This is a genomic window from Streptomyces sp. NPDC101227 (genome assembly GCF_044767545.1).
GTDB lineage: Bacteria > Actinomycetota > Actinomycetes > Streptomycetales > Streptomycetaceae > Streptomyces.
In genome coordinates this window covers 23,354-34,365 of the sequence record NZ_JBIWOD010000007.1, presented here as the reverse complement: position 1 = coordinate 34,365, position 11,012 = coordinate 23,354, and the positions used below count along the sequence as shown (strand labels likewise).

Below are 11,012 nucleotides of genomic sequence, written 5' to 3'. Positions count from 1 at the left end.
GGGGGCGGGCGGGGCGGCGGGGGGGCGCCGCCGGGGGGGGGGGGCACCCGGGGGGGGGGGGGCCCGGGGGGGGGGGGGGGGCCCCCCCCCCCCCGCCCCCGGGCGGGGGCCCCCCCCCCGCGCCCCCCCCCCCCCCGGGGCCGGGGTACTCGGCTGGGGGTACCGGGGTCAGCCCCGGGAAAACCGCAGCGGTTGTTCCGCCCTTGTCAGACGGTGACCTTGTCCAGGGCCTCACCCAGGGCCTTGGCCTCGTCCGGGGTCAGCTCCACGACGAGTCGCCCGCCGCCTTCGAGCGGAACGCGCATGACGATGCCCCGCCCCTCCTTGGTCACCTCGAGCGGGCCGTCACCCGTCCGCGGCTTCATGGCCGCCATGCTCGTTCCCCTTCCTGAAACCAGCTCATCGTCAGCCGACGGCCTCAATAGGCGCGTGTCACCGGCATCGAACACATTGCTTCCAGGCCATTATCCCGCATCGAACGACCCGATGACCAACATCGGGGAGCATCCCTTGCGCAACGCGCTCTGCCAAAACCACCCAATTCGGGGAGGGGGCTGCGATACTGCGCCACTTGCCGACGTCCGACGCGCCCGAGTTGTTTGATGTACGTCACATGCCGAGGGCCGATGATCTCCGGCATTCTGAGCGCTGGGCTGCCCTGCCGGGCAGTCCGAGCCGCGACGGAGGGGATCCCCACTATGGCCGACACCGTGCTCTACGACGTGACCGACGGACTCGCGACGATCACCCTCAACCGCCCCGACGCGATGAACGCGATGAACACGGAGGCGAAGGTCCAGCTGCGGGACACCCTCCGGGAGGCCGCCGCCGACCCGGCCGTACGGGCCGTGCTGCTGACCGCCACCGGGCGCGCCTTCTGCGTCGGGCAGGACCTCAAGGAACACATCGGGCTGCTGGCCGAGGACCGGGCGAACGGCACGGGCGGCACCATGAACACCGTGCGCGAGCACTACAACCCCATCGTGACGGCGCTGACCGAGATGCCGAAGCCGGTGGTCGCGGGCGTCAACGGGGTCGCGGCGGGCGCGGGCGCGGGCTTCGCGCTGGCCGCCGACTACCGGGTCGTCGCCGATTCGGCGTCCTTCAACACGTCCTTCGCGGGCGTGGCACTGACCGCCGACTCCGGGATGTCCTGGACGCTGCCCCGGCTGATCGGCCAGAGCCGGGCCGCCGACCTGCTGCTCTTCCCGCGCAATGTGAGCGCCCAGGAGGCGTACGACCTCGGCATCGCCAACAAGGTCGTCCCGGCGGCCGAGCTGGCCGAGGAGGCGGCGGCCGTGGCCCGGCGGCTGGCGCAGGGGCCGACCGTCGCCTACGCCGCGATCAAGGAGTCGCTGGCCTACGGGGCCGGGCACTCCCTCGCCGAGACCCTCGGCAAGGAGGACGAGCTCCAGGTCCGGGCCGGGGCGTCGCAGGACCATCACATCGCGGTCGAGGCGTTCGTGAAGAAGGAGAAGCCGGCCTTCCTGGGGCGCTGAACCGCGCCCGCCCGGCTCCGGGCCGGGCGGGTGGCCCGGTTCAGCCGGCCGCCGCCTCCACCTTCTGCCGGACATGGCAGTCCGCCAGATGGTCGTTGACCAGCCCGCACGCCTGCATCAGGGCGTACGCGGTCGTCGGGCCGACGAAGCGGAAGCCGCGCTTCTTGAGGTCCTTGGCGAGCGCCGTCGACTCCGGTGTCACCGGCTGGAGATCGCCGAGGGTGCGCGGCACCGGGCGGCCGGCCCGGTCGGGAGCGTAGGACCAGATGAGGGCGTCGAGCTCGCCGGGGGCCAGCTCGGCGGCGACCTTGGCGTTGTTGACCGTCGCGGCGATCTTGAGGCGGTTGCGGATGATGCCGGGGTCGGCCAGCAGCCGCTCGGCGTCCGCGTCGGTGAACCGCGCCACCGCCGCGATCTTGAAGTCGGCGAACGCGGCCCGGAACCCGGGGCGGCGGCGCAGGATCGTGATCCAGGACAGCCCGGACTGGAACGCCTCCAGGCTCATCCGCTCGAAGAGCGCGTCGTCGCCATGGACCGGCAGGCCCCATTCCGTGTCGTGGTACTCGCGGTAGTCGGCCATCTTCTCCGACTCCATGCCCCACGGACAGCGCGGGACGCCGTCCGGAGCCGTCACCACGCCGCTCATGCCCGGCCCTCGCCTTCTTCTTCGTCGTCGGAATCCTCAGCGGCCGCCGGCGCCTCGGCCCCTTCCTGCGCGTCCTTCGTGGGGCCCGTCCCCGTCTCGCGTATCAGTCCGGGTCCGCCCATCGCGGCCGCATGCGCCCCGGCCAGCGCCGCCTCCAGCTCGGCGATCCGGGCGTCCCGCTCGGCCAGCTCGGCGCCGAGCCGGTCCAGGGCGTCGTCGACGTCGTCCATCCGGTATCCGCGGACGGTCACCGGGAACCGGACGGCCTCCACATCGGCTCGGGCCAGGGGGCGGTCGGCGGGCAGCGGGTCGGACAGCCGGTCCGGCTCGGCGTCCCGCAGGCCGCCACCCGCCTCGGCGTCGTCGCCGCCCACGACGACGAGGGTGACCGCGGCCACCACCACGACCATCGCGATCAGCAAGAACCAGAACACGACCAACTCCCCGGACTTGTGCCTGCACTGATCGTGCCATGCGGGTCTGACAGTTAGGGTCGCTCCCGGACGACGGAGAGGGAGTACGGGAATGCTGCGGCTGGGAAATCGCGAGTTCGGTGCGCATGAGCCGGTGATCATGGCCATCGTCAACAGGACCCCGGACTCCTTCTACGACCAGGGGGCCACCTTCCGCGACGAGCCGGCACTCGCCCGGGTCGAGCAGGCGGTGGCCGAGGGCGCCGCGATCATCGACATCGGCGGCGTCAAGGCCGGCCCCGGCGAGGAGGTGAGTGCCGAGGAGGAGGCGCGCCGCACGGTCGGGTTCGTGGCCGAGGTGCGCAAGCGCTTCCCCGACGTGGTGATCAGCGTCGACACCTGGCGGCACGACGTCGCCGAGGCGGTCTGTGAGGCCGGCGCGGATCTGCTCAACGACGCCTGGGGCGGCGTGGATCCGGCGCTCGCCGAGGTCGCGGCGCGGTACCGCGTCGGCCTGGTGTGCACGCATGCGGGCGGCGCCGAGCCGCGTACCCGCCCGCACCGGGTGACGTACGACGACGTGATGGCCGACATCCTGCGGGTGACGCTGGGGCTGGCGGAGCGGGCCATGGAGCTGGGCGTGCCGCGCGAGGGGATCCTGATCGACCCCGGGCACGACTTCGGCAAGAACACCCGGCACAGCCTCGAGGCGACCCGCCGGCTGGGCGAGATGACGGACACCGGCTGGCCGGTGCTGGTCTCGCTCTCCAACAAGGACTTCGTCGGCGAGACCCTCGACAAGCCGGTCAAGGAGCGGGTGCTGGGCACCCTGGCGACCACCGCCGTCTCGGCCTGGCTGGGCGCGCAGGTCTACCGGGTCCACGAGGTCGCCGAGACCCGGCAGGTGCTGGACATGGTGGCCTCCCTCGCGGGCCACCGGCCCCCGGCGGTCGCCCGCCGGGGACTGGCGTAGCGCACGGCCGCCCCGCGCCCGGGGGCCTGGGCCCCCTAGGGGTGCCTCCCCGGGGATATCCCGCTAGATCCCGGCCTCCTTGGTCACCAGCGCGATGGCCTCGTCGACATCGTCGCTGACGTGGAAGAGCTCCAGGTCGTGCGCGGAGGCCTTGCCCTGGGCGATGAGGGTGCCGCGCAGCCAGTCGATCAGCCCGCTCCAGTAGGCCGATCCGAACAGCACGATGGGGAAGCGGGTGACCTTGCGCGTCTGGACGAGGGTGAGCGCCTCGAAGAGCTCGTCCAGGGTGCCCAGCCCGCCGGGGAGCACCACGAACCCGCGGGCGTACTTCACGAAGCACGTCTTGCGGACGAAGAAGTAGCGGAAGTCGACGCCGAGGTTCACATACGGGTTCATGCCCTGCTCGAAGGGCAGCTCGATCCCGAGCCCGACGGAGACGCCGCCGGCCTCACTGGCGCCCTTGTTGGCCGCCTCCATGGCGCCGGGCCCACCGCCGGTGATCACCGCGAAACCGGCTTTCACCAGGGCCGCTCCGATGCGGACCGCGGCGTCGTACTCGGCGGAGTCCTGGGGCGTCCGGGCGGAGCCGAAGACGCTGACGGCCGGGCCCAGCTCGGCCAGCGCGCCGAAGCCCTCCACGAACTCCGACTGGATGCGCATCACGCGCCAGGGGTCGGTGTGCACCCACTCGGAGGGCCCTTCGGAGTCCAGCAGCCGCTGGTCCGTCGTGCCCGGCTGCACCTGGTCGTGGCGGCGCAGTACGGGACCCAGCCGCTGCTCCTCGGGGGCCGGTGCTCCCTCGGGGTTGGCCATGACGTGCTCCCTCCGCTGACAGATCGTTGCCGCTTCAGCGTAGATCCACGGACGTGAAGCGGAGGGGAATTCGGCCCGTATACGGGCGGGCGCCGGGCCATCGGGCCCGGCCGGTCCCAGGGCCCGTCCGGATCAGGGTCGGAGCGGCCCTAGCTCGTCAGCCAGCTGCGCAGCCGCTCCTCGCAGTGCAGGATCCGTTCGACCGCGACCCGTTCGTCCTTCTTGTGGGCGAGCAGGGGGTAGCCGGGTCCGTAGTTGACCGCGGGGACGCCGAGCGCGCTGAAGCGGGAGACGTCGGTCCAGCCGAACTTGGGCATCGCGGTGCCGCCGACGGCCTCCATGAAGGCCTGGGCGGCCGGGTGGGACAGGCCGGGCAGCGCCCCCGGGGAGTGGTCGTCGATGAGGAACTCGTCCACCGGGCAGTCCGCGAAGACCTCCCGTACGTGGGCCAGCGCCTCCTCGGGGGTGCGGTCGGGCGCGTAGCGGAAGTTGACGGTGACGGTGCAGGCGTCGGGGATGACGTTGTTGGCGACGCCGCCCTCGATGCGGACGGCGTTGAGGCCCTCGCGGTATTCGAGACCGTCGATCGCGATGCGGCGCGGCTCGTAGGCGGCGAGCTTGTCCAGGATGGGGGCGGCGGCGTGGATGGCGTTGGCGCCCATCCAGCTGCGTGCGGAGTGCGCCCGCTCCCCCGTGGTGCGCAGCAGGACGCGCAGGGTGCCCTGGCAGCCGCCCTCCACCTGGCCGTCGGAGGGCTCCAGGAGGACGGCGAAGTCGCCGGCGAGCCAGTCGGGGTGGGCGTCGACGACGTGGCCGAGGCCGTTGAGGTGGGCGGCGACCTCCTCCTGGTCGTAGAAGACGAAGGTCAGGTCGCGGTTGGGCGCGGGCACGGTGGCGGCCATCCGCAGCTGGACGGCGACCCCGGACTTCATGTCGCAGGTGCCGCAGCCCCACAGGACGCCGTTCTCGTCGAGCCGGGAAGGAACGTTGTCCGCGATCGGAACGGTGTCGAGGTGTCCGGCGAGCACCACCCGCTCGGCGCGGCCCAGGTTCGTGCGGGCCACGACGTTGTTGCCGTGCCGGTCGACGGTCAGGTGCTCCAGGCCGCGCAGGGCGTGCTCGACGGCGTCGGCGAGGTCCTTCTCGTCGCCGCTGACGGACGGGAAGTCGACGAGCTGCGCCGTGAGCTGGGCGGCGTCGAGCGTGAGGTCGAGGGCGGGGCGGTGTGCGGAGGGCTCCATGGGGCCGACCTTATCGGGAGCACTCCAGTACGGTGGGGCCGTGTCCGCCCAGCCCACACCCCTCGCCTCCCGTAAGCGCCTGTGGCGTATCGCCGCGGCCATCGCCGTGCTGATCGGGCTGGTCGTCTATCTGGTCGTGCAGTACGTCACGGGCGGGCCCGGTGCGCCGCACTGTCTGGTGCGGGCCGAGGGCGACGACAAGGCGTACGAGCTGACCCCCGAGCAGGCGGAGAACGCCGCGACGATCTCGGCGGTGGCATCCTCGCGCGGGCTGCCGGAGCGGGCGGTGACGATCGCGCTGGCGACCGCCATGCAGGAGTCGGGGCTGCGCAACATCGACTTCGGCGACCGGGACTCGGTCGGGCTCTTCCAGCAGCGGCCCTCCCAGGACTGGGGCACGGTCAAGCAGATCATGGACCCGGTCTATGCGGCCGGGGAGTTCTACACGCATCTGGCGAAGGTGCCCGGCTACTCCCGGCTGCCGCTGACCGCCGCCGCGCAGAAGGTGCAGCGCAGCGGCTATCCGCAGGCGTACGCGAAGCACGAGGCGAACGCCGCGCGGCTCACCGGGGCGCTGACCGGCCGCGATCATGCGGCGCTGGTGTGCAGCCAGAGCCGCCCGGTGGACGGGAAAACGGGCGGCGTCGCGAAGGTGCGGGAGAAGCTGGTGCGGGAGTTCGGGCCTGAGGTGCTGCCGCGGACGGACGGCGCCGGGGGCCGGTCGGCGGCCGGTGGGCGGAGCATGACGGTGCCGGTGCAGCGGGACGGGGCGCGGGCCGGCGAAGACCGCGTGCGGCGCGGCTGGGAGCTGGCCACCTGGGCGATGGCGCACTCCGCGGAGCTGCGTATCGAACAGATCTCTTATGCCGGCCGTATGTGGTCTGCGGCCGATGCGGGGAAGGGCTGGCAGAAGGAGCCCCATGCCTCCGGGGCGGGCGCCGACGGCGTTCGCATCGTCACCGCGCAATAGTCCGCCGGGTCCCCCGAAAGGGGCATCGGCGCCAATTCCCTTTTACGGCCCGGGAGTTGTCCGGCCGAGCATCGCTCATTACGGCAATCCCCTTACGGGGAACGAGCCGTGACGTTTCCGCACGCCCGCACACGGTGCGCATATTGCCCCTCTTTATCCACGGCCGATTATGTGACGCGTTACCAACTCTTTACCTGAGTTCACCGCAACCTTCGGGGGCCTGAAGCGGTAGTCAAGGCGTCCGCCCGGCGGATGGCACATCTGTCAGAAGTACGAGTCCCTCTCCGTAAAAGGAGCACCATGTCCCTCCCCGTTACGCGTCGGATCGCCCGAGCCGCCCTGCTCGTTGCCGCAGGTGCCGCTCCCGTGGTGGCGGCGGCCGGCTCCGCCGAGGCCGCGACGCTGCCCAAGGCGCCCGACATGGGACTGAGCGCCCCTGACTCCGCGGGCGCCGCCCAGGTCCTGGCCAGCACGGCGAAGACCGGCGCCGGCCTGCTCAACGAGGTCGGCAAGCAGACCGCCACGACCGTCGCCCCGACGGTGGCCAAGGCCGCCGCGAAGGCCGCGCCGCTCGCGCAGTCCGGCGCCAAGCAGGCAAAGGATGCCGCTCAGAAGGTCGCCAAGCAGGGCGCCTCGGCCAAGAAGCTGCCCTCCGCGGCCCAGGGTGCGCTCGGCCTGCTCGGTGGCCTGCCGATCGGCGGCTGACGCCTTCGCGCCACGCGCCGGGGCCCGGGGAGATGTGCTCTCCCCGGGCCCCGGCGCGTTTGTCATTCCCGGCCGCGCCTCACTCCGCCAGGCGGCGCACCGCGGCGTCCACCCGCTCGTCGGTGGCGGTGAAGGCGATCCGCACGAAGCGCTCGCCCGCGGGCCCGTAGAACTCGCCGGGGGCCACCAGGATGCCGCGCTTGGCGAGCTCGCCGACCGTGTCCCAGCAGGGCTCGTCGCGGGTCGCCCAGAGGTAGAGCGAGGCCTCGCTGTGCTCGATGCGGAATCCGGCCGCCTCGAAGGCGGTGCGCAGCGCGGCGCGGCGGCGGGCGTAGCGCGCGCGCTGCTCGGCGACGTGCGCGGTGTCGCCCAGCGCGGCGACGGTGGCGGCCTGGACGGGCGCGGCGACCATCATGCCGCCGTGCTTGCGGATCTGCAGCAGCTCGCCGAGGACGGCGGCGTCGCCGGCCAGGAAGGCCGCGCGGTAGCCCGCGAGGTTGGAGCGCTTGGAGAGGGAGTGGACGGCGACGATGCCGTCGTAGGAACCGCCGCAGATGTCCGGGTGCAGCACCGAGACCGGGTCGGCCTCCCAGCCCAGCTCCAGGTAGCACTCGTCGCTGAAGATCAGCACGCCGTGTTCGCGGGCCCAGGCGACGGTGCGGCGCAGCTCATCGGCGGTCAGGACCCGGCCGGTGGGGTTGGAGGGGGAGTTGAGCCAGAGCAGCTTCAGCCCGGCCGGGTCCAGGTCGGTCGGCTCGTCGTAGGCGACGGGCTCGGCGCCGGCCAGCCGGGCGCCGACCTCGTAGGTGGGGTAGGCCAGGCGCGGGTAGGCGACCTTGTCGCCGGCGCCCAGGCCCAGCTGGGTCGGCAGCCAGGCCACCAGCTCCTTGGAGCCGACGATCGGCAGCACATTGGCGTGCTCCAGGCCGCGGGCGCCCAGGCGCTCGGCGGCCCAGCCGGTGAGCGCGTCGCGCAGCGCGGCCGTGCCCCACACCGTCGGATAGCCGGGACTGTTCGCCGCGTCGGTCAGGGCCTGCTGGATCACCGCGGGCACGGGGTCGACCGGGGTGCCGACCGAAAGGTCGACGATGCCGTCGGCGTGCGCGGCGGCGGTGGTCTTGTACGGCTCCAGCCGGTCCCAGGGGAAGACAGGGAGGCGGGATGAGACTGCGCCCACTATCGGTGCTCACTTTCTCAGGCGTGGTGACGCGGGCCGGCGGCGTAAAAACGCCTCGGTCCCGTACGGCATCAGGGCCGTACGGGACCGGGCGGCGCCGTGCGACCGCTGTCGACCTCAGAGGCGGGAGGGAGCGGACGGGCGCCCTCCCGGTCCCCCGGGGGTGTTACTGGTTCTGCGGCGGCAGCTCTGCGATGAAGGGGTGGTCGCGCTCGATCAGGCCGAGCTTGCTGGCGCCACCGGGCGAACCGAGCTCGTCGAAGAACTCCACATTCGCCTTGTAGTAGTCCTTCCACTCTTCCGGAGTGTCGTCCTCGTAGAAGATCGCCTCGACGGGGCACACCGGCTCACACGCACCACAGTCGACACATTCGTCCGGGTGGATGTACAAGGACCGGGAGCCCTCGTAGATGCAGTCGACGGGGCACTCCTCGATGCATGCCTTGTCCTTGACGTCGACACAAGGCTGCGCGATGACGTAGGTCACGCTGTCGTTCCTCCTCAGTAGGGCCGGCGGTCCGATAGGCAGTACCGCCGCTGGGCGCGCGGGAGCGCGGCGTCGTCGATGCCCGCCACCTAGTATCTCCGTTCCCGGGCAGGAGACGAACAAGAGGGGCGGGAAGAGCGATGGAATTCATGGCCGGCGGTCGCGCGGAAGTCCGGATCACCCTTGCTGACGTGGGGAAAAGGGTATCCGTTCGGCGCCTGACCGGAGGCGGTCAGGGGGAGGCCTCGTTCACGGACGCGGTCGGCGTTCTCACATCCTGGGATGCGGGTGTGCTGAGCATCACACGGCGCAACGGCGAGACCGTACGGATCGACGAGGCGTCGCTGGTAGCAGGCAAGGTCGTGCCCGCCGCGCCGGTGCGGCGGAAGGTTCCGGCCGCCTCCGTCCGCGAGCTCCAGGAGGTGGCGGCCCGCGGCTGGCCCGCCATCGAGACCGAGCCTCTCGGGGAGTGGACGCTGCGCGCATCCGGCGGCTTCACCCGGCGGGCCAACTCCGTCCTGCCCCTCGGCGACCCCGGTCTCCCCCTGGACGCGGCGCTGGAGCGGATCGGCCGGTGGTACGGCGCGCGCGGGCTGCCGCCGGTGATCGTCGTCCCGACGGGGCGGGCGGACGGCGCCGAGGCGCTCGCCGCGGAGCTGGACCGGCGCGGCTGGGCCGCCGAGCGGCACACCCGGTTCCGCATCTCCGCGCTGGCCCCGCTCGCCGACGTTCTCCTCGACTCCGCCGGGGGCGCCCCCACCCGCGTCACCCTGTCCCGGGAGCCCGGCGCACGGTGGCTGGCCCTCTACAACCGGACCGGGGACAGCGGCGGCCCCACCGCGGACGCGCTGAAGGTGCTGACCGGCGGGCCCTCCGTGTGGTTCGCGACGGTGCCGGCGGCGGACGGCAGCACCGCGGCGATCGGCCGGGTGGTGATCGACGGCCGCTGGGCGGGCTTCGCGGGCATAGAGGTGGACCCCGCGCAACGGCGCCAGGGGCTGGCGACGCAGGTGATGGCGGCGCTCGCCGAACGGGCTCTCCAGGAGGGCGCCTCGGCCGCGTATCTCCAGGTCGAGGCGGACAACGACGGGGCCCGCGCACTCTACGACCGGCTCGGCTTCGCCGACCACCACGACTACCACTACCGGCGCCCGCTGCCCGGCACCGCGGGCTGAACGGGTATCCCCCTGTTATGGCCAAGGAATCGGATCCGGGGACGGAGGGCGCCCGCGCCGCGCGGCGGCGGCAGTTCGCCGAGGCCGCCCGTGCGCAGAAGCCCGACCTCGCCCTGCTGTGCCTGCTGATCGCGGCGGAGGCCGATCCCGCGCTGGACGAGGCGGGCATCGACGAGGCCCAGATCGAACTGGACCGGCTGGCCGGAATGCTCCCCTACGCCCCCTCGGGAGGCCCCGGCGCCTGGGCCCGTAATCTCGCCGAGCTGCTCGGCACCCGGTGCGGCTTCGGCGGCTCGCCCGCCGACTACCGGCGGCTGGGGTCGTCGCTGCTGCACGAGGTGCTGCGGCGGCGCCGGGGCCTGCCGATCCTGCTGTCGGTGGTGTGGACGGAGGTCGCGCGGCGGGCCGGGGCGCCGGTGTACGGGGTGGCGCTGCCGGGCCATTTCGTCGTCGGCCTCGGCGACCCGTACGGGGCGCATGTGCTGGTGGACCCGTTCGCGGGCGGGCGGCCGCTCGGCGAGACGGACGCGGCACTGCTGGTGCGGGGCGCCACCGGCGGGGAGCTGACCGAGCGGATGCTCAGCCCCGCCGACCCGCTGGAGATCGTGCTGCGGATCCTCAACAACATCCGGGCCTGGGCGCAGGCGCGCCCCGAGCACAGCGCCGTCCAGCTGTGGGCGCTGGACCTGTCGCTGCTGCTGCCCAGCCATCCGGCGCGGCTGCGCCACGAGCGGGCCCAGCTCCTCGTCCAGCGCGGGGAGTTCACGGCCGGGGCCGAGGAGCTCGAGGAGTACGCACGGGTGGTGGAGGCGCTCGATCCGGCCGCCGCGACCGCGATCCGACGGCAGGCCGCGGGGGCCCGAGCGATGCTCAACTGACCCGTCGGACGTGCGCCGTCAGGGGCGGCCGGTCC

General features: G+C 72.9%; 13 protein-coding genes. 6 read left to right on the top strand and 7 right to left on the bottom strand.

From position 1 onward, the window contains the following. Positions 1-206: 206 nt before the first annotated feature. Complete coding sequence (locus ACIRPT_RS17800; RefSeq protein WP_006603288.1) at positions 207-374, bottom strand: DUF3117 domain-containing protein; 168 nt, start codon at positions 372-374, stop codon at positions 207-209. Positions 375-698: 324 nt separating this feature from the next. Between ACIRPT_RS17800 and ACIRPT_RS17795 the strand changes: the two genes are divergently transcribed. Further along, positions 699-1,499, top strand: coding sequence for an enoyl-CoA hydratase/isomerase family protein (locus ACIRPT_RS17795; RefSeq protein WP_403828020.1), 801 nt, complete (start codon positions 699-701; stop codon positions 1,497-1,499). Between the two features lie 40 nt (positions 1,500-1,539). Here the strand turns inward: ACIRPT_RS17795 and ACIRPT_RS17790 are convergent, their stop codons facing one another. Next, the gene (locus ACIRPT_RS17790) at positions 1,540-2,145 is read right to left on the bottom strand and encodes a DNA-3-methyladenine glycosylase I (protein ID WP_403501087.1); all 606 of its coding nucleotides are present in this window, start codon (positions 2,143-2,145) and stop codon (positions 1,540-1,542) included. Next, positions 2,142-2,579, bottom strand: coding sequence for a DivIVA domain-containing protein (locus ACIRPT_RS17785; RefSeq protein ID WP_403501084.1), 438 nt, complete (start codon positions 2,577-2,579; stop codon positions 2,142-2,144). The genes ACIRPT_RS17790 and ACIRPT_RS17785 overlap by 4 nt, the downstream gene beginning before the upstream one ends. Positions 2,580-2,670: 91 nt before the next feature. On the opposite strand from ACIRPT_RS17785, the gene folP reads away from it, so the two are divergent. Then, the gene (gene folP, locus ACIRPT_RS17780) at positions 2,671-3,531 is read left to right on the top strand and encodes a dihydropteroate synthase (RefSeq protein WP_403828017.1); all 861 of its coding nucleotides are present in this window, start codon (positions 2,671-2,673) and stop codon (positions 3,529-3,531) included. Between the two features lie 63 nt (positions 3,532-3,594). Here folP and ACIRPT_RS17775 read toward each other — a convergent pair whose 3' ends face one another. Further along, positions 3,595-4,344 carry a TIGR00730 family Rossman fold protein gene (locus tag ACIRPT_RS17775; RefSeq protein ID WP_403501079.1) on the bottom strand — a complete coding sequence of 250 codons (750 nt, stop codon included), beginning with the start codon at positions 4,342-4,344 and terminating at the stop codon, positions 3,595-3,597. Between the two features lie 149 nt (positions 4,345-4,493). Next, positions 4,494-5,585 (bottom strand): succinyl-diaminopimelate desuccinylase, encoded by a 1,092-nt coding sequence (gene dapE, locus ACIRPT_RS17770; RefSeq protein WP_403828015.1) that lies wholly within the window; start codon positions 5,583-5,585, stop codon positions 4,494-4,496. 40 nt (positions 5,586-5,625) lie between these two features. Between dapE and ACIRPT_RS17765 the strand changes: the two genes are divergently transcribed. Together ACIRPT_RS17765 and ACIRPT_RS17760 are read left to right on the top strand one after the other, a co-directional pair. Beyond that, positions 5,626-6,555, top strand: a complete 930-nt coding sequence (locus ACIRPT_RS17765) for a heavy metal transporter (RefSeq protein WP_403828013.1) — start codon at positions 5,626-5,628, stop codon at positions 6,553-6,555. A 300-nt stretch (positions 6,556-6,855) separates the two neighbouring features. Beyond that, positions 6,856-7,260, top strand: coding sequence for an ATP-binding protein (locus tag ACIRPT_RS17760; RefSeq protein WP_403501070.1), 405 nt, complete (start codon positions 6,856-6,858; stop codon positions 7,258-7,260). A gap of 79 nt (positions 7,261-7,339) precedes the next feature. Here the strand turns inward: ACIRPT_RS17760 and dapC are convergent, their stop codons facing one another. Continuing rightward, on the bottom strand, positions 7,340-8,437 hold the full coding sequence (gene dapC, locus ACIRPT_RS17755; protein ID WP_403828011.1) for a succinyldiaminopimelate transaminase: 1,098 nt from the start codon (positions 8,435-8,437) through the stop codon (positions 7,340-7,342). Positions 8,438-8,603: 166 nt separating this feature from the next. Next, positions 8,604-8,924 carry a ferredoxin gene (gene fdxA / locus ACIRPT_RS17750; protein ID WP_033319951.1) on the bottom strand — a complete coding sequence of 107 codons (321 nt, stop codon included), beginning with the start codon at positions 8,922-8,924 and terminating at the stop codon, positions 8,604-8,606. 140 nt (positions 8,925-9,064) lie between these two features. On the opposite strand from fdxA, the gene ACIRPT_RS17745 reads away from it, so the two are divergent. Continuing rightward, positions 9,065-10,099 carry a GNAT family N-acetyltransferase gene (locus ACIRPT_RS17745; RefSeq protein ID WP_403828009.1) on the top strand — a complete coding sequence of 345 codons (1,035 nt, stop codon included), beginning with the start codon at positions 9,065-9,067 and terminating at the stop codon, positions 10,097-10,099. A gap of 17 nt (positions 10,100-10,116) precedes the next feature. Continuing rightward, positions 10,117-10,977: a transglutaminase-like domain-containing protein gene (locus ACIRPT_RS17740; protein ID WP_403828007.1), complete on the top strand. Its 861-nt coding sequence runs from the start codon at positions 10,117-10,119 to the stop codon at positions 10,975-10,977. The last annotated feature ends 35 nt before the right edge of the window (positions 10,978-11,012 follow it).